Annotated in this window: 25 protein-coding genes and 1 tRNA gene; 11 read left to right on the forward strand and 15 right to left on the reverse strand. The window is 44.3% G+C overall.

Going from position 1 to position 19,867, the window contains the following annotated elements:
* Positions 1 to 41: 41 nt before the first annotated feature.
* Complete coding sequence (locus H528_RS0103790) at positions 42 to 701, forward strand: N-acyl amino acid synthase FeeM domain-containing protein (RefSeq protein ID WP_022853015.1); 660 nt, start codon at positions 42 to 44, stop codon at positions 699 to 701.
* Here H528_RS0103790 and H528_RS12560 read toward each other — a convergent pair.
* The 12 genes from H528_RS12560 to rpmH all read right to left on the reverse strand — a co-directional run bounded on the left by H528_RS12560 (position 698) and on the right by rpmH (position 10,327).
* Positions 698 to 1,618 carry a GGDEF domain-containing protein gene (locus H528_RS12560; protein WP_022853016.1) on the reverse strand — a complete coding sequence of 307 codons (921 nt, stop codon included), beginning with the start codon at positions 1,616 to 1,618 and terminating at the stop codon, positions 698 to 700. The genes H528_RS0103790 and H528_RS12560 overlap by 4 nt on opposite strands.
* Positions 1,602 to 2,459 (reverse strand): HDOD domain-containing protein, encoded by an 858-nt coding sequence (locus H528_RS0103800; protein WP_022853017.1) that lies wholly within the window; start codon positions 2,457 to 2,459, stop codon positions 1,602 to 1,604. The genes H528_RS12560 and H528_RS0103800 overlap by 17 nt, the downstream gene beginning before the upstream one ends.
* A complete protein-coding gene (locus H528_RS0103805) occupies positions 2,459 to 2,764 on the reverse strand; it encodes a hypothetical protein (RefSeq protein WP_033396206.1) in 306 nt (101 codons plus the stop codon). Before H528_RS0103805 ends, H528_RS0103800 begins: the two co-directional genes overlap by 1 nt.
* Positions 2,764 to 4,218, reverse strand: a complete 1,455-nt coding sequence (gatA, locus tag H528_RS0103810) for an Asp-tRNA(Asn)/Glu-tRNA(Gln) amidotransferase subunit GatA (protein WP_022853019.1) — start codon at positions 4,216 to 4,218, stop codon at positions 2,764 to 2,766. The genes H528_RS0103805 and gatA overlap by 1 nt, the downstream gene beginning before the upstream one ends.
* Positions 4,219 to 4,227: 9 nt before the next feature.
* Positions 4,228 to 4,515 carry an Asp-tRNA(Asn)/Glu-tRNA(Gln) amidotransferase subunit GatC gene (gene gatC / locus H528_RS0103815; protein ID WP_022853020.1) on the reverse strand — a complete coding sequence of 96 codons (288 nt, stop codon included), beginning with the start codon at positions 4,513 to 4,515 and terminating at the stop codon, positions 4,228 to 4,230.
* A gap of 5 nt (positions 4,516 to 4,520) precedes the next feature.
* Complete coding sequence (gene thiD, locus H528_RS0103820; protein ID WP_028845762.1) at positions 4,521 to 5,858, reverse strand: bifunctional hydroxymethylpyrimidine kinase/phosphomethylpyrimidine kinase; 1,338 nt, start codon at positions 5,856 to 5,858, stop codon at positions 4,521 to 4,523.
* Between the two features lie 73 nt (positions 5,859 to 5,931).
* Positions 5,932 to 7,326, reverse strand: a complete 1,395-nt coding sequence (gene mnmE, locus H528_RS0103825; protein ID WP_022853022.1) for a tRNA uridine-5-carboxymethylaminomethyl(34) synthesis GTPase MnmE — start codon at positions 7,324 to 7,326, stop codon at positions 5,932 to 5,934.
* A complete protein-coding gene (gene jag / locus H528_RS0103830) occupies positions 7,323 to 7,982 on the reverse strand; it encodes an RNA-binding cell elongation regulator Jag/EloR (protein ID WP_022853023.1) in 660 nt (219 codons plus the stop codon). The genes mnmE and jag overlap by 4 nt, the downstream gene beginning before the upstream one ends.
* Entirely contained in the window at positions 7,983 to 9,602 is a 1,620-nt protein-coding gene (gene yidC, locus H528_RS0103835) for a membrane protein insertase YidC (protein ID WP_022853024.1), read from the reverse strand. It abuts the gene before it with no gap.
* Positions 9,587 to 9,862 (reverse strand): membrane protein insertion efficiency factor YidD, encoded by a 276-nt coding sequence (yidD, locus tag H528_RS0103840; RefSeq protein ID WP_022853025.1) that lies wholly within the window; start codon positions 9,860 to 9,862, stop codon positions 9,587 to 9,589. The genes yidC and yidD overlap by 16 nt, the downstream gene beginning before the upstream one ends.
* Positions 9,834 to 10,211, reverse strand: a complete 378-nt coding sequence (gene rnpA, locus H528_RS0103845; RefSeq protein WP_169352767.1) for a ribonuclease P protein component — start codon at positions 10,209 to 10,211, stop codon at positions 9,834 to 9,836. The genes yidD and rnpA overlap by 29 nt, the downstream gene beginning before the upstream one ends.
* Complete coding sequence (gene rpmH / locus H528_RS14275; RefSeq protein ID WP_084677638.1) at positions 10,193 to 10,327, reverse strand: 50S ribosomal protein L34; 135 nt, start codon at positions 10,325 to 10,327, stop codon at positions 10,193 to 10,195. The genes rnpA and rpmH overlap by 19 nt, the downstream gene beginning before the upstream one ends.
* A gap of 176 nt (positions 10,328 to 10,503) precedes the next feature.
* Between rpmH and purB the strand changes: the two genes are divergently transcribed.
* The 10 genes from purB to rpmB all read left to right on the forward strand — a co-directional run bounded on the left by purB (position 10,504) and on the right by rpmB (position 15,658).
* Positions 10,504 to 11,826, forward strand: a complete 1,323-nt coding sequence (purB, locus tag H528_RS0103850) for an adenylosuccinate lyase (RefSeq protein ID WP_022853027.1) — start codon at positions 10,504 to 10,506, stop codon at positions 11,824 to 11,826.
* Complete coding sequence (locus H528_RS0103855; protein ID WP_022853028.1) at positions 11,823 to 12,230, forward strand: (deoxy)nucleoside triphosphate pyrophosphohydrolase; 408 nt, start codon at positions 11,823 to 11,825, stop codon at positions 12,228 to 12,230. The genes purB and H528_RS0103855 overlap by 4 nt, the downstream gene beginning before the upstream one ends.
* 19 nt (positions 12,231 to 12,249) lie before the next feature.
* Positions 12,250 to 12,324 (forward strand) — tRNA-Val (locus tag H528_RS0103860).
* Between the two features lie 82 nt (positions 12,325 to 12,406).
* Positions 12,407 to 12,730 carry a 30S ribosomal protein S6 gene (rpsF, locus tag H528_RS0103865; RefSeq protein ID WP_022853029.1) on the forward strand — a complete coding sequence of 108 codons (324 nt, stop codon included), beginning with the start codon at positions 12,407 to 12,409 and terminating at the stop codon, positions 12,728 to 12,730.
* A 16-nt stretch (positions 12,731 to 12,746) separates the two neighbouring features.
* Positions 12,747 to 13,022: a 30S ribosomal protein S18 gene (rpsR, locus tag H528_RS0103870; protein ID WP_022853030.1), complete on the forward strand. Its 276-nt coding sequence runs from the start codon at positions 12,747 to 12,749 to the stop codon at positions 13,020 to 13,022.
* Positions 13,023 to 13,040: 18 nt separating this feature from the next.
* The gene (locus H528_RS12565; RefSeq protein WP_022853031.1) at positions 13,041 to 13,250 is read left to right on the forward strand and encodes a hypothetical protein; all 210 of its coding nucleotides are present in this window, start codon (positions 13,041 to 13,043) and stop codon (positions 13,248 to 13,250) included.
* Positions 13,237 to 13,482, forward strand: coding sequence for a type II toxin-antitoxin system RelE family toxin (locus H528_RS0103880; protein WP_022853032.1), 246 nt, complete (start codon positions 13,237 to 13,239; stop codon positions 13,480 to 13,482). The genes H528_RS12565 and H528_RS0103880 overlap by 14 nt, the downstream gene beginning before the upstream one ends.
* Before the next feature lie 10 nt (positions 13,483 to 13,492).
* Positions 13,493 to 13,939: a 50S ribosomal protein L9 gene (gene rplI, locus H528_RS0103885; RefSeq protein ID WP_022853033.1), complete on the forward strand. Its 447-nt coding sequence runs from the start codon at positions 13,493 to 13,495 to the stop codon at positions 13,937 to 13,939.
* Between the two features lie 74 nt (positions 13,940 to 14,013).
* Complete coding sequence (dnaB, locus tag H528_RS0103895) at positions 14,014 to 15,387, forward strand: replicative DNA helicase (protein ID WP_022853035.1); 1,374 nt, start codon at positions 14,014 to 14,016, stop codon at positions 15,385 to 15,387.
* A gap of 73 nt (positions 15,388 to 15,460) precedes the next feature.
* Positions 15,461 to 15,658: a 50S ribosomal protein L28 gene (gene rpmB / locus H528_RS0103900; RefSeq protein ID WP_022853036.1), complete on the forward strand. Its 198-nt coding sequence runs from the start codon at positions 15,461 to 15,463 to the stop codon at positions 15,656 to 15,658.
* Here rpmB and H528_RS0103905 read toward each other — a convergent pair.
* The 3 genes from H528_RS0103905 to H528_RS0103920 form a co-directional block, all read right to left on the reverse strand.
* Entirely contained in the window at positions 15,655 to 17,841 is a 2,187-nt protein-coding gene (locus tag H528_RS0103905; RefSeq protein WP_022853037.1) for a RelA/SpoT family protein, read from the reverse strand. The two genes, rpmB and H528_RS0103905, sit on opposite strands and share 4 nt — an antisense overlap.
* A 97-nt stretch (positions 17,842 to 17,938) precedes the next feature.
* Positions 17,939 to 18,751, reverse strand: a complete 813-nt coding sequence (mutM, locus tag H528_RS0103915; protein ID WP_022853039.1) for a bifunctional DNA-formamidopyrimidine glycosylase/DNA-(apurinic or apyrimidinic site) lyase — start codon at positions 18,749 to 18,751, stop codon at positions 17,939 to 17,941.
* Positions 18,720 to 19,817 carry an AI-2E family transporter gene (locus H528_RS0103920; RefSeq protein ID WP_084677639.1) on the reverse strand — a complete coding sequence of 366 codons (1,098 nt, stop codon included), beginning with the start codon at positions 19,815 to 19,817 and terminating at the stop codon, positions 18,720 to 18,722. Before H528_RS0103920 ends, mutM begins: the two co-directional genes overlap by 32 nt.
* Positions 19,818 to 19,867 lie beyond the last annotated feature (50 nt).

Here is a 19,867-nt window from a genome sequence, read left to right on the forward strand (position 1 = left end):
TGGCCGAATAAGTTTATAAAGAAATCCTTTAGGGGAGAGAAATGTCTTTTCAGATTGGCTCTGAGGACTGGTGGCGTCTGCGCCGTTTAAAACTTTCAGGAGTTCCTGAAGCTATAACTAACCCTGGAAATCTCAAAATTATCGAAACCACAGACAAGATAGAAAAAAAATCCTTTTTTGAATTTGTAAAAAAAAGATACGTTAAATTAGGAATAGTGCCTCCAGATTGGGCTCCGCCTCCTCTGCCTGGGCGTTTTTTTGCAGCCTATCTTAAGGATTTAGCCGGTCCTGCCTGTGTGGCTTTGTTGGTTGATAAAAGGCTCCCCTGTGAAGGACCATATAAAAAAGAACTAAAAAAAATAAAAGGTTGGCGCAATAAAATAGCAGAAATTACCCTGGTTGCTACACAACCTTCACTTAAGGCTAGAAACGCAATCTTTTATGTTTTTCGTCGCATTTACTATTTTTCGCTTAAAAATGGCATTACTGACTTGGTGGTTTGTATTAATCCCAAATATGCCGACTTTTATGAAAAAATATTGCTTTTTGAAAGAAAAGGCCCACGGATGCCCCATCCATTTTTACCAAATCTAGGAGTAGTGTTGGAGCATTTGAATCTGAAAAAGGCAGAAAAAAAATATTATGAAGTTTATAAAAATTTTCCTGAGCCTTTTAATCTTTATCAGTTTTTTGCAGCTTAGTGTTGGCGTCTATCAATAAAATAGCTATTTCCTTCTATGGCCTTAGCCATCTTTTTAACCTGAGAGGCTGCTGCAGAAACTTCCCCATAATGTTTGAATTTGCCTTTTTTTAAAGGGACTACGGCAATAGAAATGCTCGGGAAAGGGATCTTTCTTTCGATTCCTTGGCGGTCCTTGGCCACAAAGTAGCCTTTTTTAAGATCTTCTGGATCCAGAAAAGATGGCAAAATAGATTCGTATTCTTTGATTATCTCTTTGCAAGTTTCTTCTATTTGTTCGTTAGGGCAAATAAAAACAAAATCATCTCCTCCAATATGGCCAACAAATCCCTTTTCGCGACATTTATCGGAAATAACATTAAGAAGCACTCGTCCTACCATTCTCAATATTTCATCACCGCGTGCAAATCCATAACGATCATTAAATGGCTTGAACTGGTCTATATCAACGTAAGCTACGGCGACATCTTCTTTGGTGTTCAATTTTTCCTGAATGGTCTTCAAAATTGAAGTATTTCCTGGAAGGCCGGTAAGAGGATTGTTGTCTGCAAGGCGCTTAACCCTAGCTAAAGCCAAGTTTATACGTGACAAATATTCGTCTAAAGAACTATCTGAAAAGACGAAGTCATCAACAGGACAATCTTCCCAACTTTTAGGCAAGTTTATTCGTTCGACAATTAAAACCACAGGCATGCAAGTCAAGCGCAGGTCGTTTTTCAAAGCAAGTATCAGGCCTTTGATAAGGTCTTTTGCCAGACTTTCCTGCACCAAAAGGATATCGGGAGGCGCTGCAAAGATTTTTTCTACGGCAACCATTGGGTCATAAAAATAGGTAATCTCATAAAATTTTTTTAGAGAAGACGTTTTTTCTTTAATCTCTTCCTCTGCTAGGAGGACTAATTTACTTTTTAAGTTCATTTTGCATTTCCAGGGTGAAAAAGCGTAATTCTAGAAGTCGTTCATCAAAAATAGGGATTATTTCTTGTAGGTCTTTCTCTTTTAAACGCAAAAGCTTCCAGGCTTTATCATTTAGAGCAGGTACCCAAGGATCTCCGCCAGAGCCGTATCCCATGGCCCTAGTCATAATATCGGCAAAATGCACTATTGCTGCTTCTTTTTTGAACTTGCGCGCCTTTTCAACCTCGTGATGATAGGCAATCGGTTCTACTAGGCGTTCAGGTAAATTCCATTGATTAGCAAGAATGCGCCCAATCTCTCCGTGGTCAAGGCCAAGGATTTCTTGTTCGGCCGCCCGAAAATATGTTTTTTCTTCTTTTACCTTTGTGGCTACTTCTTTATATAATTTGGGAAATTCTGTCCTTAGCACCACTTTGCCCAGATCGTGGAGCAAACCCGCAGTAGTAACCTCTTCTGGATTAGGAAGTTCCAATTTATCGGCTAAAAGACCCGCAGCAGCAGCGGTTCCCAAAGAGTGTTCCCAGAGGCTTAGGTCGGTTGCTTGCATGCTCTCAAAAATAGACGCCGTAAGCACTAAGGTCCGAATCACGTTAAAACCAAGAAGAACGATGGCATTAGAAACCGTAGAGATACGACGCGGGAAGCCATAAAAGGCTGAGTTTACCATTTTTAAAACTTTTCCCGTAAGCACTTGGTCTTTTTCAATTAGAGCCGCCACCTGGTGTGCCGTGGCCCTTTCGTCTCCGATAAGCTGGGTCAATTTACCTACGATAGCAGGAAGAGTTGGCAAGGATTGTAGATTGCGCAGCCTTTTTTTAATTTCCCTTTTAGTCTCGTTCATCAAGCATTTTTCTCTTTAAGGTAATCAGCGATTATCTTTTTTAAACTTATAAGCCTCGGGTCATCAGCTACTTTAGCAAAGCGGGCCTCAAGTAGTTTTATTTCTTCTTCATATGGGCGCTCCCAGGGAAAATCTATGGGATGCCCTTTTACTGAAACAAACTTAACCCCCATGGCTTTGAATTTTTCAATCAGCTCCGTGGTTAATTCAGTTTCCGGGCCGCAAAGCACGCGGCCCGCCTCGTCGGTGACGTCTTTTGCCAGTATCATTCCAGCCTTTGCCATTTCTATGGGAATTCTTTGCATCACACCTCAGGATACTTTTCGTAAAATTTGGTTTCTTCCTCGAATTTGTGTCCCAGGGCAAGCACTTTTGTTTCGCTAAAATGGGGCCCCATGATTTGCATTCCTACCGGAAGCCCCTGAGATGTAAAACCACAGGGAAGACTTAAAGCCACAATGCCGGCCAGGTTTACTGAGATGGTGTAGATGTCGGAGAGATACATCTGAAGGGGATCACTTATTCTTTCGCCAATCTTAAAGGCCGGGGTTGGCGCTGCAGGGCCAACTATAAAATCTACTTCTTCAAAGGCATTAGCAAAATCCTGGGAAATCAGAGTTCTTACTTGAGAGGCCTTTTTGTAATAGGCGTCATAATAGCCCGCTGACAACGCATAGGTCCCAATCATGATACGTCTTTTCACTTCAGGGCCAAATCCCTGAGAGCGGGTTTTTTTGTACATATCTATAAGATCTTTGCCTTCCACCCTTAGGCCATATTTAACGCCATCGTAGCGGGCAAGGTTTGAGCTTGCTTCAGCCGGGGCAATGATATAGTAGGCAGCTACCGCATAAGGAGTGTGTGGCAGAGAAACTTTTTTTATTTGACAGCCAAGTTTTTCAAACACTTTAAGGGCGTCTTCTATTTTTTCCCGTACCTCATCAGAAAGACCTTCGCCAAAATATTCTTCAGGAACACCTATTTTGGCACCACTTATATTCATGTTTAATTCTTCCAGGTAATTTGGCACTTCTTTAGGTACCGAAGTTGAATCCATAGGGTCTTTGCCCGCTATTACCTGAAGAATAAGCGCGGTGTCTTTTACGGTTCGGGTGATCGGGCCTATTTGATCAAGAGAAGAAGCAAAGGCCACCAGCCCATATCGGGAAACACGCCCGTAAGTAGGCTTAAGCCCCACCACCCCGCAAAAAGAAGCAGGCTGCCTGATAGAGCCCCCGGTATCTGAGCCAAGGGCCCCTGCGCAAAAACCCGCAGCTACCGCTGCGGCAGAGCCCCCTGAAGAACCTCCTGGCACACGCTCAACATCCCACGGATTGTGGGTTGGAAAAAAGGCCGAGTTTTCTGTAGAGGAGCCCATGGCAAATTCGTCCAGATTGGTTTTCCCAAGGAAAACCGCTCCGGCTTCTTTCAGTTTGGTAATCACGGTAGCATCGAAAGGTGGTACGAAATTTTCAAGCATCTTGGAGGCACACGTGGTCTCAACGCCTTTGATACAAATATTGTCTTTGATAGCTAGAGGCACACCAAGAAGTGGGGCGTTGTCTCCTTTACGCCTTCTCTCATCTGCCTCTTCGGCCTGCTTTAAAGCTTCTTCTTTGGTAACTTTAATGAAAGCTTTGATTTTTTGGTCTTTTTCCTCAATGAAAGAGAGCAGGGCCTTGGCTAACTCAACGCTGCTAACCTCGCCTGCTTTTAGCTTGGCAAGCTGTTCTGTAAGGGGAAGTTTATGCCAGTCCATGGGGGCCTCCTATTTTATAACTTTGGGTACTACGAAAAAGCCATTTTCCCGTTCAGGAGCGTTTTTAAGGATTTCATCGGTGGGATATGATTCTTTGACTTCGTCTTCACGGAATACGTTAGTGAGCCTAAGGGCGTGATAAGTTGGTTCTACGTTTTCAGTGTTAAGCTCGTTTAATTTGGCAACGTAAGTTAATATGTCTGCCAGTTGTTCGGCAAAAAGGTCTATTTCATCCTCTGAGAATTCTAAACGTGCAAGATGGGCCACGTGTTCTACTTCTTCTTTGGTGATGGCCATGATTATTAACCTCCTTCAAGCAATTTAAGGGCCTTTTTTACCACTTCAAAAGGGTCTTTACCAAGAATGCGAATCATGGGTTCTTTGCCAACTTCACCCCTGTCTGCGATGAAGTCAGGGACAAATCCTAACTTTTTGCAAATTTCGGTAACACCCCAGGAAAGGGTTGATCCTTCTTTTTCTTTTATTTCTCGGGGTTCATCAGCCCGGGAAAATTCGCCCACGGTAAAACCCATTTTTTGCGCTTTTTCAAGAAATTCTTCGCGAAATCGAATATTCATGGCGGCTCTTATTTCGTGGTTAAACTTACCTGCCGCTAGGATAACATTGGCAATGTGCCTTGAGGCACCAAAACGCGGGCATCCCACAGGGTGTGCTCCCTGGCCAAAAGCCACAATGCGTCCTGGGAAGGCAGCTACTTCTTCTTGCTTCTGAGCAAAGGGCAGGGCATAACCAAGGTTTGTCTGGACTTCGGGAATTAACGGGCGCACTGGATAGCTGCAAAAATAAGCGGCCGCTTCTTCGAGTTCCTTAAGGATGTGCGGGGCTTCTTTTAAGCGTTCGAAATGCACCAGGTGGTCAAGAGGCGAGACTCCTTTGCCAAGGGGCGATGCTTTTGCCCCAAGGAGTCCCAAAAAGACAAAATCTTTGGCCAGCTTAACAGCCTCGGGAAGCTTTTTCCCCTGGGCAAGGAAAACAGTCAGGGCTGCTGAAAAAGTGCAACCAGTGCCATGTCCCACCCTGCCTTCTACTCGAGGAGAAGAAAAAGTATAAACTTTGTCCTCGTGTAAGAGGTAATCTGTGGCATTTTCTCCTGAGAGATGCCCCCCTTTAATGATAACAGCTTGGGGGCCTAGTTTTTTAAGTTTTTCAAGGGCATTCGGGATGTCTGTTATTTTTTCGCCCAGGATGTGTTCCGCTTCAGGAATATTTGGCGTTATTACTGTTGCCAGGGGGAGAAGTTCTTTGACCAGGGCGTCTTCGGCGTCTTTTTTTAAGAGAGGGTCTCCGCTTTTAGCCACCATAACGGGGTCTATTATTAGCATGGGCTTGTATTCTCGCAGGCCTTGAGCCACTTCCCGTATGATTTCAGCGTTGGCAAGCATGCCGGTTTTAATGGCCAAGGGCGGTAAGTCTTCAAAAAGGGCTACGAGCTGGTCTTTAACTAGATCAGGAGTTACTGCCTGCCAGCGTTTGACCCCTAAAGAGTTCTGTACGGTGAGCGCGGTGATAACCGTTTGTCCGTAAGCGCCAAGCAGGGAGAACACGCGCAGGTCTGTTTGTAGCCCTGCGCCTCCACTTGGGTCTGAGCCGGCAATGGTAGCAACTACAATCCGTGACATGTGAGGAAAAATAACTCTTTTTCCCGGGTTAAGCAAAGAGCTGCAAAACTTTTCGTAAAAAAAACAGGCAAGCCTACTTTCCAATGCAAAAATTGCTAAAGATACGATCAAGGAGGTCTTCGGTGGTGGTCTCTCCCGTAATTTCTCCCAAATGATCAAGGGCCTCTCTTAAATCAACCGCCACAAGTTCGGGATAAACATTTGGTTGTTTAAGGTTTGTTACGGCACGTTTAAGGGCATTAAGTGCCGCCTCAAGGGCCATTTTTTGGCGCAGGTTTGGGGCCACAGAGGGGACAATTTCTTCGGTGCTTCCGGTAACCACTTCGAAGACTTTTTCAGTTAAGGCCTCAAGGCCCTCTCCCGTGAGCGCAGAGATAAAGACTGTTTTTTCTTCTGGAAAGATTTTTTTCCATTCATTTAGGGTTTCTTCTTGGGCAATGTCAATTTTATTTACTACTACGATGTAGGGGCTTGTCTTAATTTCCTGATAAATTTTCAGGTCTTCTTCCTCAGGAAGCCTTGCACCATCTACCACCAGGATGACTACATCAGCCTGGGAGATTTTTTCCCGCGCACGTTTGACTCCGATTTCTTCAACAACATCTTGGGTTTGTCTCAGCCCGGCGGTGTCTATCAGGCGGATAGGAAGGCCTTTTAAGTTGATAAATTCTTCGATAATGTCCCGGGTGGTGCCTGGCACCGGTGTCACAATAGCACGTTCTTCCGCTAGGAGGGCGTTTAAAAGGCTTGATTTGCCAACATTTGGCCTCCCGGCAATCACCACTGCTATTCCTTCGCGATAAAGGCGCCCCTGGTGGTAATTTTTAAGCAATTCTTGGATGCGACTTATGACCTGGTTTTCAAGGTTAGCCGCAAGTTCATAGTGAGCCAGAAGTTCAACGTCTTCTTCGGGGAAATCAACAGCTACTTCTACTACCGCAAGGGCTGAAAGCAGGGCGTCACGCACGGGTTTTAATTTTTCAGAAAGCGCACCCTTTAATTGATTAAGAGCAAGCTTAAGACTTTTTTCAGAGCGGGCTTCGATAAGGTCAAGAAGGGCTTCTGCCTGAGAAAGATCGATGCGTCCGTTTAAAAAAGCACGTCTGGTAAACTCACCAGGTTCAGCAAGGCGGGCGCCTTCTCTCAGAACCAGTTCAAGGATCTTGCTGAGCACGAGATAGCCGCTGTGTCCGTAGATTTCCAGGACATCTTCGCGGGTGTACGTGTGGGGTTTGCGCATAAGGGTGATAAGGACTTCGTCAATGGTGGCACCGGTTTCTGGATCAACGATATAGCCGTAATAAAGGCGGTGGCTTTGAATTTCTTTTATCTTTTTACGGGGCTTGAAAAGCCTGTGGAAGATCTTTTCACAAAGATTGCCACTTACTTTGATAACCCCTATCGCCCCCGGGCCAACCGGGGTGGCTATGGCAGCAATAGTAGCTTCAGCATAGGCCAAGTCTTTCATTGTTTACGACGTTTGTTACGTCTGTTGTTTTTGGGGAAAACTACCACGTGGCGTTCGCTCCCGCGACCGCGGCTTTTGCTTTCAACCCCGGGCATTTCTTTAATAGTGAGATGAATCACCCGTCTTTCATGGGCAGGCATCGGGGGAAGTGAAAATGGTTTTCTGGTCTTTTTGGCTTCTCTGGCAGCCTTTTGGGCAAGAGACTTAAGCTTCTTTTCCCGGTCTTCGCGAAATCCTTCAATGTCAAAAACTATTTTTGCGCCTACCCCTAGACGTTTAGCAACTATTTTGTTTACCAGATACTGCAAGGCGTTAAGAGGCGCTCCCCTTTTGGCCAGCAAAAGACTGCTATCAACTCCCGTGAGTTCGATATAAATTTTTCCGTTTTCTTGTTTGGTTTTGATTTCTATTTCAAAACCTGCAGCCGAAATGATTTCCTTTAAGACTTTTTGTGCTTCTTCTTCTCGTTGTTTAAGAATGGTTTCTGGTTTTAGCGAAGCTTTTATCCGAGCTTTTTTCGCTCCTATTCCGAAAAGACCTGTAGATCCCTGACTGATGATTTCTATGTCAAGTTTTTCTTTTGAAACTCCGAAATGTCTGCATGCTTCTTCTATTGCTTGTTCGATATTTTTGCCTTCGAATTCTTTTGCCATCATTTATTTTCTCCGTGCCAACATTTTGTTTGTCGCAATTTGCTGGGCAATAGACAAGATGTTGTTGGTTAGCCAATAGAGAACCAGACCCGATGGAAAGTTGATAAAAAGAAATGTAAACAATATGGGCATCATAAGCATCATTTTCTCTTGAGTTGGATCCATAGATGTTGGCGTTAATTTTTGCTGAAAATACATAGAAATTCCCATGAGAATAGTTAGAACAGGAATGCCTCCTAAGTAAGGAATATGCACTCCTATATATAGCCTGTCTGGGGCGGATAGATCTTGGATCCATGCGAAAAATGGCGCATGGCGTAGCTCGATCGCCATAAGAAGCACTTTATAAAGGGCAAAAAATACCGGAATTTGAATCAGCATAGGTAAACAGCCCATAAAGGGATTTACTTTGTAGGTCTGATAAAGTCTCATGAGTTCTTGATTAAGTTTTTCTTTATCATCGCCATACTTTTCTTTGAGTTTTGCTATTACAGGCTGAAGATCTTTCATTTTCTTCATGTTTTTCATGCTGATATGGTTGAGAGGCCAGAAAAGAATTCTTATAAGAACTGTTAGCAAAATGATAGCGATGCCATAATTTCCTGTATATTTGTAGAAAAACTTAAGAGCATAAAGAAGAGGTTTGGCAATAGGGTCAAAAAAGCCAAAATGAATGGCATTTGAAAGATGGTAACCAACTTTTTTGAGAATATCTATTTCTTTGGGACCAAAATAAAGTTTTAGTTCGAGATCTTTTTCGCTTTTAGGGGCCAGAGTTATTTCGGGAGTCCACAAAATTACTTCGTCAGCATTTCCCTCTACCCGCCTAAATGTTGCTCTCCAGTTTTCGTTTCCTGGAGGAATGATGGCCATTAGGAAATAAGGATCACCATAGCCTATCCAGTCAAGCTTCCCGCTATAATCTACTAGTTGGCCGTCTTTGAGTTTTACCTCTTCGTAAATACCGTCGTGACTATAGGCTGGTCCGCGAAAAACATACCTATCAAGCTTACACACGGGATGAGAAACCATACGAAAAAGGATTCTATCTGATACGGTTTTCTCTGTGGGATTTTTAATGCGCACTTTTAGCGAATACAAATAAGAGCCATCTTGAAACGAAAATAATTTTTCAATAGCTAGCGGATTAGTAACTAATGGAGAAAAATTAAGATTTCCTTTTTGGCCATCTTTAAGTGTAAGCTTAAGCTTATCTGCCTTATAAGGCGATACTGCGATATCCGGTGCAGCAGTAGGATATATCTCTATCGGAAGGCCTAATTTGGGGGCATTTATTAGTTCTACAGGGGGTGAATTAGGGTCTATTGTTTTGCGATATTTCTTTAGGGTAAAGCTTGTAAAACGAGCCCCGGCTCCGGTGATCTTGGCATGAAAAAGGCTGGTATCAACTTCTGCCGTTTCAATCTTGCTTTGATACACGTTTTTCTGTTCGGGGATTGATGCCTTGGAAGGTTTTTCTTCCGTCTGGGCTTTGTTTCCGAGAGGAGAAGTTTTTTGAGCTACTGTTTGTTGTTTTGTCACTGGTTTGGGGTGAAAAAGAAGCTGAAACCCGACGATTACTAGAAAAGAGAGTACAACAGCAATGATTACGTTTCTGTCCATGAGAAAGACTCCTTAAGGGATTTTATCTTTTTCCAGGGCGAAGGAAATTTTTCTGGTGGAGGATCATATCCACCGCGGCAGAGTGGATGGCAGCGCATAAGACGCCAAAGGGTCAAAAGGATTCCTTTAAAAATCCCGTGGCGCGCAAAGACTTCTAACGCATACTGGCTACAACAGGGATAAAAGCGGCATGTAGAAGGAAAAAGAGGAGATACAAAAATTTGGTAGCTTTTAATTATTATCAAAGCGATTTTTTTCATATTTTCTGAACATGCGCGCCAAATCATCCACTACCTGGGCTTGCTTAATTTCCAAAATTTGGGCCCGCGGAATAAAAACTATATCACACGAACTCGGAAAGATGTCTTTATTTTTTCGAAAAATTTCCCGTAAAATTCTTTTTATACGGTTGCGTGTAACAGCTTTACCGACTTTTTTGGATACACTTAGCCCCATCCGCCTATAACCAAGCTCATTAGGAGCTATGACTATTTTCAAATAAGGTAAATAAAGACGTTTACCTTCTTTATAAACTCTTTCGTATTCTTTACGGCGTCTAAGGCGTTCTTTTTTGGAAAAAGTTTCTGACTTTATACCGTAAGCCGCCAACGTCCCTTGCGCCGCCTGTTTGCTAAAATCCGCCTTCCAGAGCGACTTTTCATCCGCGCCCGAAATCCGTGACATCTTTTTCTTTTAATGCGGCTTGGCTGATAAGTCCGTTTCATCTTGTTCCTCCATATTTAAGAAGCTTTTGGTTCATAAAATGGCAAAAATTCCAAGGACTTTGTCTAATAAACACACCCCATGGCTGGTGTCAACTTTCAAAATTCTAAAGCTTTAACTTGAAGCCTTAAATGGCTTAGTTTATAAGCTTTTTCAAAACACCACGCAGGAGGGCAAAATGATACCAAGATATACGCGCGAGGTCATGGCGAAACTCTGGAGTCCTGAAGAACGCTTACGGGCCTGGTTGTTGGTAGAAGTACTGGCGTGTGAGGGTTGGGAGAGGCTTGGCCGTATCCCTCAGGATGCTGTTAACGTGATTCGCGAAAGGACTAAAAAATTTCTCGATGAGGGATTTACTTCCGAAGATGTTGCCAGGGTTTCTGAGATAGAGCGGGAAACCCGCCATGATGTTATCGCGTTTCTTACTTACATGGAACAAATCATCGGCCCAGAAGGCCGCTACCTGCATCTCGGAATGACCTCTTCTGATATGCTTGATACCGCTATGGCCTGGCTTATGAAGCGGGCCATGGAAATAATCCTTGACGACGTAGATGAACTCCTTGCCGTGCTTAAGCGCAGGGCCTTTGAGCACAAAGATACCGTGATGATTGGGCGCACCCACGGTATTCATGCTGAACCCATTACTTTTGGGCTCAAGTTTGCCCTTTGGTATGAGGAAATGAAGCGCAACAAAAGGCGCCTTGAAGCCGCCCTTGAGACCATTTCTTATGGCAAGTTGTCTGGTGCTGTTGGGACTTTTGCCCATATTGAACCAGAAGTAGAAGCCTATGTTTGCGAAAAAATGGGGCTTAAGCCAGCCCCTGTTTCTAATCAGGTCATCCAGCGGGATCGTTACGCCGAATACATGGCAGCTCTTGCGGTGCTGGCGGGCACGGTAGAAAAAATTGCTACAGAAGTTCGCCATCTCCAGCGCACCGAAGTCCTTGAAGCAGAAGAGTTTTTTGCCAAAGGCCAGAAGGGCTCCTCTGCCATGCCCCACAAACGCAATCCCATTCTTTCGGAAAACCTATGCGGTCTTGCGCGTATGGTGCGCGGCTATGTGATGCCTGCTCTTGAAAACGACGCTCTCTGGCATGAACGGGATATAAGTCATTCTTCGGTAGAAAGGGTAATTGTCCCTGATGCCACCACCCTTGCTGATTTCATGCTTAAGCGCCTAACAGGTATGCTTGATAAGCTTGTGGTCTATCCTGAGCGCATGAAAAAGAATTTGAATCTCTTAAGAGGGCTTATTTTTACCCAGCCACTTTTGCTAGCCCTTACTGAAAAAGGGCTTGGCCGCCAAGAAGCCTATGTCCTAGTGCAGAAAAGGGCCATGGAAGTCTGGGAAGATGAAAATAAAGAATTCCCCGAAGTCGTTAAAAAGGATCCAGAAATAACCAAATACCTAAGAGAAGAAGAGCTTTCGCGCATATTTGATATTTCTCATTACCTGCGGCATGTGGATACCATTTTTGCCAGGGTATTTAAATGAAACACTTCCCTGTGGTAGCTGCCTTTCTCAAAATCGATGGCAAAATTCTTCTTACCAAACGGCCCCTTAATAAGAAAAGGGGCGGGCTCTGGGAGTTTCCTGGAGGCAAGCTTGAGGCAGAAGAAAGTCTTAGTGAGGCCCTTGTGCGGGAAATCAAAGAAGAGCTTGGGCTGGAAATCAGACCCGGGGAAGTTTTACTGAGCATAGACTATGATTATCCCGATGTAGCCATAAGGTTATTTTTGTTTTCGTGCGATATTTGTGCTGGTGAGCCGCATCCTCTTGAAGGGCAAAAAATTGGCCTGTTTTCGCCAGAGGATATTGAAAGGCTATTACTTGCCCCGGCTGATCGGCTGGTGTGGGAAAAACTCAAAGAAAAGGGCCTTGCAAAGAATTCTTCATAATTTATACTTTGCATGAGGTGGGCGGTTAGCTCAGTGGTAGAGCGTCATCCTCACACGGTGGAAGTCGCTGGTTCGAATCCAGCACCGCCCACCATTTTATTTTTGACAAAACAAAATAGCAAATGGGTTCCTCCTTGCTCCGCAAGGGGCCTTAAAAAAGACCAAAAGGAGGCGTTATGGCTAAAAAACTGCGCAAGTACGAAACTCTTTTTGTGCTCCATCCGGATCACGTCGAGGCCAAAGACGAAGTCGTAAACAAGATCACCGAGATGGTCACCCAGGATGGTGGTGAAATTCTCAAACAGGACGACTGGGGCATGCGTAAACTGGCCTACCCCATAGAGAAAAAACGTCAGGGGTATTACGTGTTGATGGAATTTGCTGCCCCGGCAGAGACTCCACCCAAACTCGAACAATATTTCCGTATCGACGAAAGGGTCATGCGGTTTATTGTGGTCAAGCTTGAAGAAAAATTCGAACCCGAAACACTTGCTGCTTAAGAGGAGGTAAAAAGAAATGGCAAATGAAACCCAAAGCACGGTAAGGCGTCGTCGCTTTTATCCGCGTCGTAAAATATGCCGCTTTTGTGCGGATCCTAACCTGAAAATCGACTATAAAGAGCCTGAGATCCTAAAGGCTTTTATCACAGAGCGTGGTAAAATTATTCCCAGGCGCCAGACAGGCACCTGTGCCAAACATCAGCGCCAGCTTACCACAGCGATTAAAAGGGCGCGTATTATGGCGCTTCTTCCCTTCATAGCGAATATCGAAGACGAAGAGTTTGTGCGATAACAAAAAGAGGTATTTTAAATGTTAGAGCACAACTTAACCATAGAAGAAATTAAACAAATTATTAAAGAAGTGGTTGAAGAAGTTGTAAGGAAGGAAATACTAAATTTGAGAATTTCGTTGTTGCCTACAGTATCTGACGAAGAACAAAAAGAAATAGAAGAATCATTTGGGAAAAGCCCAGATGAAGATAGTGTGGTATATGAAGAAGATGTAAATGTGGAAATTTAAATATAGAAAGCAAGCATTTATCTTTCTAAAAGAAAATAACCTTCTCGAAAAGATAAGAGATAAACTTATTGAGTTCCTTAAAGGAGAAAGGGTAGACGTAAAAAGGTTAAAAGGAGAGTGGAAGGGATTTCTCAGACTAAGAATCGGAAGAGTTCGGGTTATATTTAAACTTGATTCTGAAAATAAAGTGATTGAAATTTATAAAGCTGGTTTTAGAGGAAAAATCTATTAAGGAGGAATTTATGCAGGTGATCCTGAGAGAATATGTCCCGAATTTAGGTGCTCCTGGAGACGTAGTCACCGTAAAAGACGGCTATGCCCGCAATTATTTAATTCCCAAAGGCCTTGCCATTCCCGCGAGCAAGAAGAGTATCAAGGCTGTTGAGAGAGAACGTCAGATTATTCTTGCCAAGGCCGAGCGCATCCGCAAAAAGCTTATGAGTGAGGCCGAGCGCTTAAACGAGCTTGAGCTTGAAATCCCCCAGCGGGTGGTGGAAGAAGATCGTCTTTACGGTTCTGTCTCAGTGGCTGAGATTGTCAACGCCCTTAAGGAAAAGGGCTTTGATATTGCTAAAAAGCAGGTTCTTCTTGAAGAACCCATCAAAAAACTTGGCGAATACGTCGTCCCCATCAAACTTTCTGCTGACCTTACCGCTCACATTAAAGTAAAAGTGGTTCCCCTTAGCTAATTTCAGGGCGCCTTAAGGCGCCCTTTTGTTTTTGCCTGAAAAAGTTAAAATACTTTTCAAAAAACGGTTGGATTATGCCAAGACGCAAAAAGAATGAAGTCGCTTTTGATAGGGTCCCCCCTCAGGATGTAGAAGCTGAAAAATGTGTCCTGGGAAGCATTTTTCTTGATAACAATGCCCTTTTAAAGGTGGTAGAAATCCTTAGCCCGCAAGATTTTTATCGCGGGGCCCATGCTGCTATCTACCGCACCATGCTTGAACTTTTCAATCGCAACGAGCCTATTGATCTTGTTACCGTGCACGCAGCCCTTAAAGAAAGAGAACTCCTTGAGCAGGTTGGTGGGGCGGCTTATCTGGCAGAGCTTGCTGAACTTGTGCCCACTGCTGCTAACGTGGCTTATTATGCCAATATCGTGCGGGAAAAGGCCATCTTGCGCCGCTTGATAATGGCAGGAACTGAAATCGTCAGCCGTTGTTATCAAGCCACTGAGCCTGTTGATGACCTATTAGAAGAAGCTGAACGGGCCATTTTTGAGATTCGGGCCCAGGGTAATCGCAAAAGCTTTTTCTCCATCAAGGAAGTTATCAAAGACGCGGTGCTCCAGATAGAACAACTCCATCAACGCCGTGAGGAAGTTACCGGTATTCCCACGGGTTTTTACGAGTTTGATCGCCTTACCGCCGGGCTTCAAAACTCTGACTTAATCATCGTAGCGGGCCGTCCCAGTATGGGTAAGACATCTTTTGCCCTAAATATTGCCCACCACGCTGCGGTGGAGCACGGCATTCCGGTGGCGATTTTTTCCCTTGAAATGTCTCGGGAGCAGCTTGCCATGCGCATGCTTTGTGCTGATGCAAGGGTTGATGCGCAGGCCGTGCGTACCGGGCGCCTTTCTGATGCTGATTGGCAACGGCTCACCTATGCGGCTAACCGTCTTTCTAAAGCGCCGATTTTCATTGATGACACCGCAGCGATAAGTGTGCTTGAGTTAAGGGCTAAGGCGCGCCGCCTTATGGCAGAACACGGACTCGGGCTCATTATCGTTGACTATTTGCAATTAATGAAGGGCAAAGAGCGGCGTGAGCGACGTGAACAGGAAATCTCAGAGATCTCAAGCTCTCTTAAGGCCATGGCCAAGGAGCTTAACGTTCCAGTGGTGGCGCTTTCTCAGCTTAATAGAAGGGTAGAAGAGCGCCCTGACAAAAGGCCACAGCTTTCGGATCTGCGCGAATCTGGAGCTATTGAACAGGATGCCGATGTCATTCTTTTTATTTATCGCGAAGAGGTCTATAAAAAAGACACCCTGGACAAAGGCATTGCCGAGTTAATTATAGGCAAACAGCGAAATGGTCCCACGGGAGTAGTGCGTTTGGCCTTTCTTTCTCAGTATTCAACTTTTGCTAACCTGGATGAAGAGCATCAAGCGCAAGCCGCAGGTGTTATTTGAAAAATTGGTGCTTGCTAAGATGGAATAAGCCCGTTATAAAATTTCGTCCACTTGAGCACAAGGAGGTAGGAAAATGTCTAAGATTTGTGAAATTTGCGGTAAAAGACCTCATACCGGGCACAAAGTTAGCCACTCTAATAAGCGTTCTGGCCGCTGGTGGTATCCCAATATCCAGAAAGTCAGGGTGCGCCTTCCTAACGGTCAGGTGAAAAGGATGAAGGTTTGCACGCGTTGTCTTAAGGCCGGTAAGGTGCAAAAGGCAGTGCACTAAGAAAACCTGCGTTCAACACGTATTACCCCTTCTATTTGTTTTACTGCTTGGATAATGCGATCAAGATGGGCCTTGTTTGACACCTCAATTACAAAGTCAAATAAGGCCCGTTTGTCGTTGGTGGTGCGAAGATTTGCTTCAAGGATATTGGCTTCAGTGGCGCTGATAGCACTAGATACCGAGGCAAGCATTCCTTTCCTGTCAACTGTAATGACCCAGAGTTTGGCGGTATAGGTAGCGCCGTCTCCTGCTTCCCATTTGACATCGATTAGCCTTTCAGGGTCAAGGCCTTCAAGGTTTGGACAGTCTGCCCGGTGAACTGTAATCCCTCTTCCACGGGTGATGTAGCCTACCACCTCATCGCCAGGAAGTGGTTTACAGCATTTGCTAAGGTGAAACATTACGTCTTCGCTTCCCTCAACAGAAAGGGCGTCAGCGGCTTTAGGACGCGACGGCTTTCTCTTAACTTTAAGGATTTCTTGTTCTTGGTCAGTGGGGGGTTTTTCTTCTTCCTGTTTTTCAAAGAGGTATCTTTTGACGATTTGCTGGGGGGTGATTTTTCCGTAGCCAACTGCTATGACAAGCTCTTCTACTGTTTTAAAAGAAAGGCTTTTGGCAACTTTTTCAGCCTTTTCATCGTCGATAAAGGTTGAAAAGGTAAGTTTCGCCTTTCGGAGTTCCCGATCTAGGATTTCTTTCCCCGCGGCGAAAATCCTTTGTTTTTCTTCTTGTTTAAGCCATTGTTTGATACGGCTTTTGGCGCGACTTGTTTTGACAAACTTAAGCCAATCACGGCTTGGTTTTTGTTGGCTTGTGGTGACAATTTCTACGATGTCACCTGTTTGAAGTTCGTAATCAAGGGGAACCAAGCGACCGTTTACCTTGGCCCGAGCACAATGATGGCCAACTTCAGTGTGAATGGCATAGGCAAAGTCCACAGGGGTTGCCCCTTGGGGAAGCACCTTGATATCGCCTTCCGGGGTGAACACGTAAACTTCCTCAGGAAAGAGGTCGAGCCGCAGAGACTCAATGAACTCTCTGGGATTTTTTAGCTCTTTCTGGAGTTCTACCAGGCGTTCAAGCCATTCTAGCTGTTTTACTTTGCCACGTTCTGCCTGGATTATTTTTTGTTCTTTATAGAGAAAGTGGGCTGCGATACCTTCGTTGGCAATACGGTCCATTTCTTCGGTGCGTATTTGAATCTCCATCTGGCGCCCACCTGGCCCAATCACGGTGGTGTGAAGAGATTGATACATGTTAGGCTTGGGGAGATTGATGTAGTCTTTAAAGCGCCCAGGGATGGGCTTCCACAGGGAGTGAATGATACCCAGCACCTGATAGCATTCTTTTACTTTTTTAACGATTACCCGTAGCCCGATTATATCGTAAACAAGGTAGAGTTGCTCAATGGCAAGGTTATTGCGTTGGAGTTTGCGAAAAATGCTCCACAGGTGTTTGCGTCTTCCAAGGACGCGTCCGGAAATCCCTTCTTCTTTTAATTTTTGCTGGATAATGTTCTTAATCTCGTCGATAAAATCCTGCCTGGCAGCAACGACTTTTTCTACCTCTTCGCGAAGGGCTTTGTATTCTTGAGGATAAAGATACATAAAGGAAAGGTCTTCAAGCTCTTGTTTTAGCCAGTCAATACCAAGCCTGTGGGCTAAAGGCGCATATATTTCTAAAGTTTCCCTGGCAATGCGTTGGCGTTTGTGCTCTGGCATGGCCTCAAGCGTACGCATATTGTGTAGTCTGTCTGCAAGTTTTACTAAAATCACCCGCAAATCTTCGGCCATGGCCAGGAGCATTTTGCGGAAATTTTCTGCTTGAGTATGGACCTTGCTGCGGGCGGAAAGATGGGTGATCTTGGTCACGCCATCTACGATTTCCGCCACCACGTCACCAAAATGTTTGCGAATATCTTCAATGGTAACGTCGGTGTCTTCTACGGTGTCGTGTAAAAGGCCGGCGGCAATGGTGGGGATGTCTAGCTTCATCTTGGCCAAGATGTAGGCCACGGACATGGGATGGGAAAGATAAGGCTCACCAGATTTGCGTATTTGCCCGGCATGTGCCTTGGCGGCAAAGACATAGGCCTTTTCCACAAGTCTCGTGTCTGCACCGGGTAGGTATGATTGAATTTGGTCTAAAATGTCACTTAAACGGATGATGTAAGTATTGGCCATCTTTTTCCTTAATTTTATTAGAATCCTTTCTAAAAGGATAACACTTTTACTAAGGAATGAAATAATTTGTATTTTTGGGAAATTTCTTCAGAAAATTTTATTTTTGGCATGAAGGACAAAAGGTTGTTCCCCTGTTAGCAATGGTAGTGTAAGAAAGTGCTCTTTGGCAGTTAGGGCAGGGTTTTCCGCGTTTCCCGTAAACGAGATGCCTCTCTTGAAAGCGGCCGGAGTTTCCTTCTCCGTCAACGTAGTTTCTTACTGATGATCCTCCCAGAGAGGTAGCTTCTTTAAGTATATTTTTGATCGTACTCAAAAGCCTTTTTGCTTCTTCAGGGTTTAAGGTGTTTGCAGGTCTGTCAGGACGTATTTTTGCCCTAAAAAGGGCTTCATCTACATAGATATTGCCAAGACCTGCAATTTTTTCTTGGTCAAGTAAAAGGGCTTTTATTTTGCGGGAGCTTTTTTGGAGAATTTTGAGAAAATCGTCGTTTTTTATGTCAAAAGGCTCAGGGCCTAAACGCAGCAAAGATTTGTGCTCGGTTAGGGCTTCCTTACGCAAAAGTTCAAGCCGACCAAATTGCCTCAAGTCTGCATAGCAAAGGGTGCCCTTAGTAAGGGAAAAAATAATATGGGTATGCTGTGGGGGCCTTTGGCTATCTTCAAGATAGACAAGCTGACCTGTTAACCGAAAGTGAACCAGCAGGGCCAGGTCATTAGAAAGTTCTATGATCAAAAATTTACCCTTGCGGAGCAGATTTTTTATCTCTTGGCCTTTTATAAGTTCGATAAACTTGCCTGGCTGAGGGGAAACGAGTTTGGGAAGTCCAATGCGGACGTCAATAATCTTTTTTCCGGTGATTTTGGAAGCAAGGGTGTTTTTAATAGTCTCCACTTCGGGGAGTTCTGGCATAGATCTCTTCTGCTATTTTTTGACGATAAATTTCAAGCACTGATATAGAAAGGGCAACGAAAATCGGCCCAAGAAAAACGCCTAAAAATCCAAAAAATTTAATTCCTCCGAGAATACTGAAGAAAATAAAGAGATTATGAATTTCCACCCGACCACCAATAAAATAAGGCCTGATGAGGTTGTCTACCTGGCTAATAACAAGCGAGCCGTAACCGAAAAGAATCATAGCTTTTACAAAATGTCCTTGAATGAGCAAATAGATTGCCACCGAGACCCAGACCATGGCTGTCCCGAGCAGAGGAACAAATGAAGCTAGTGCTGTTAAAAGACCCAGTAGTAAAGCTGAATGCACTCCTAAAGCTAGATAGATAAAAAGAGCCAGGGCTCCCTGAGCCAGGGCGGTTAAGAGAGAACCATAAAGGGTAGCCTCAATGACTCGTTGAACTTTTTTCATGATGCGGTTTGCTTCTTCAGGAGGAACAGGCAAAAGTTTTTTTATGCTGTCAACGAAATAGTCTCCGTCACGGAAGAGATAAAAAAGAGTAAAGAGCATGAACACGACCTGAAGCACAAGATTAACTGTATTTCTGAATATTTCTGTGCCACGGGAAAGGAGAAACTGGCCAGCCGAAGAAGCTATGGATAAAACGGCAGATTCAATCTGCTGTTCATATTGAGCCACCCTTTCAAACACAACTTTGCCCAAAGCATAAAGACGAGGATATTTTTCAGGATCAGGGATGAAAACAAGGCTTAGCTTTCCTGTTTCGATTTGATGCTTAAGGTTAGTGATGATGTCGATAGCCTGGGTAGTTAGGTTGGCAAAAGCGTAAATTAAAGGGACGCAAATAAAGACCACAAAAAGAATGCAAAGGGCAAGGGCGGCAAGTCCGCGTCTTCCTTTAAACTGGCGGCGTAAAAAGCGGTTTACAGGGTGCAGAAAAAGCGCAATCACTGCCGCCCAGGCAATGGGTTGGAAAAAGGGCAAATAGAGGCGTAGCGTTAGGAAAATAACAGTTCCTGCAAGTAGGAATCCAATGACCGTAGCGATTAAATTTCGTTGCATATGAAATCGATTATTATATTTTTTTCGCTATCTTTCATTAGCTGTTATCG

Source organism: Thermodesulfatator atlanticus DSM 21156, assembly GCF_000421585.1.
GTDB classification, from domain to species: Bacteria; Desulfobacterota; Thermodesulfobacteria; order Thermodesulfobacteriales; family Thermodesulfatatoraceae; genus Thermodesulfatator; species Thermodesulfatator atlanticus.

What these genes read in the sequence shown, in the direction of transcription:
- dnaB (WP_022853035.1), top strand. Translation starts at nt 14,014, where the DNA reads ATGCCAAGACGCAAAAAGAATGAAGTCGCTTTTGATAGGGTCCCCCCT.
- rpsR (WP_022853030.1), top strand. Translation starts at nt 12,747, where the DNA reads ATGGCAAATGAAACCCAAAGCACGGTAAGGCGTCGTCGCTTTTATCCG.
- mutM (WP_022853039.1), bottom strand. Translation starts at nt 18,751, where the DNA reads ATGCCAGAACTCCCCGAAGTGGAGACTATTAAAAACACCCTTGCTTCC.
- H528_RS0103905 (WP_022853037.1), bottom strand. Translation starts at nt 17,841, where the DNA reads ATGGCCAATACTTACATCATCCGTTTAAGTGACATTTTAGACCAAATT.
- rpsF (WP_022853029.1), top strand. Translation starts at nt 12,407, where the DNA reads ATGGCTAAAAAACTGCGCAAGTACGAAACTCTTTTTGTGCTCCATCCG.
- thiD (WP_028845762.1), bottom strand. Translation starts at nt 5,858, where the DNA reads ATGTCACGGATTGTAGTTGCTACCATTGCCGGCTCAGACCCAAGTGGA.
- yidC (WP_022853024.1), bottom strand. Translation starts at nt 9,602, where the DNA reads ATGGACAGAAACGTAATCATTGCTGTTGTACTCTCTTTTCTAGTAATC.
- mnmE (WP_022853022.1), bottom strand. Translation starts at nt 7,326, where the DNA reads ATGAAAGACTTGGCCTATGCTGAAGCTACTATTGCTGCCATAGCCACC.
- jag (WP_022853023.1), bottom strand. Translation starts at nt 7,982, where the DNA reads ATGATGGCAAAAGAATTCGAAGGCAAAAATATCGAACAAGCAATAGAA.
- H528_RS0103855 (WP_022853028.1), top strand. Translation starts at nt 11,823, where the DNA reads ATGAAACACTTCCCTGTGGTAGCTGCCTTTCTCAAAATCGATGGCAAA.
- rplI (WP_022853033.1), top strand. Translation starts at nt 13,493, where the DNA reads ATGCAGGTGATCCTGAGAGAATATGTCCCGAATTTAGGTGCTCCTGGA.
- gatA (WP_022853019.1), bottom strand. Translation starts at nt 4,218, where the DNA reads ATGGACTGGCATAAACTTCCCCTTACAGAACAGCTTGCCAAGCTAAAA.
- purB (WP_022853027.1), top strand. Translation starts at nt 10,504, where the DNA reads ATGATACCAAGATATACGCGCGAGGTCATGGCGAAACTCTGGAGTCCT.
- rpmB (WP_022853036.1), top strand. Translation starts at nt 15,461, where the DNA reads ATGTCTAAGATTTGTGAAATTTGCGGTAAAAGACCTCATACCGGGCAC.
- H528_RS0103805 (WP_033396206.1), bottom strand. Translation starts at nt 2,764, where the DNA reads ATGCAAAGAATTCCCATAGAAATGGCAAAGGCTGGAATGATACTGGCA.
- H528_RS12560 (WP_022853016.1), bottom strand. Translation starts at nt 1,618, where the DNA reads ATGAACTTAAAAAGTAAATTAGTCCTCCTAGCAGAGGAAGAGATTAAA.
- H528_RS0103920 (WP_084677639.1), bottom strand. Translation starts at nt 19,817, where the DNA reads ATGCAACGAAATTTAATCGCTACGGTCATTGGATTCCTACTTGCAGGA.
- rpmH (WP_084677638.1), bottom strand. Translation starts at nt 10,327, where the DNA reads ATGAAACGGACTTATCAGCCAAGCCGCATTAAAAGAAAAAGATGTCAC.
- gatC (WP_022853020.1), bottom strand. Translation starts at nt 4,515, where the DNA reads ATGGCCATCACCAAAGAAGAAGTAGAACACGTGGCCCATCTTGCACGT.
- H528_RS0103880 (WP_022853032.1), top strand. Translation starts at nt 13,237, where the DNA reads ATGTGGAAATTTAAATATAGAAAGCAAGCATTTATCTTTCTAAAAGAA.
- H528_RS12565 (WP_022853031.1), top strand. Translation starts at nt 13,041, where the DNA reads ATGTTAGAGCACAACTTAACCATAGAAGAAATTAAACAAATTATTAAA.
- H528_RS0103790 (WP_022853015.1), top strand. Translation starts at nt 42, where the DNA reads ATGTCTTTTCAGATTGGCTCTGAGGACTGGTGGCGTCTGCGCCGTTTA.
- H528_RS0103800 (WP_022853017.1), bottom strand. Translation starts at nt 2,459, where the DNA reads ATGAACGAGACTAAAAGGGAAATTAAAAAAAGGCTGCGCAATCTACAA.
- yidD (WP_022853025.1), bottom strand. Translation starts at nt 9,862, where the DNA reads ATGAAAAAAATCGCTTTGATAATAATTAAAAGCTACCAAATTTTTGTA.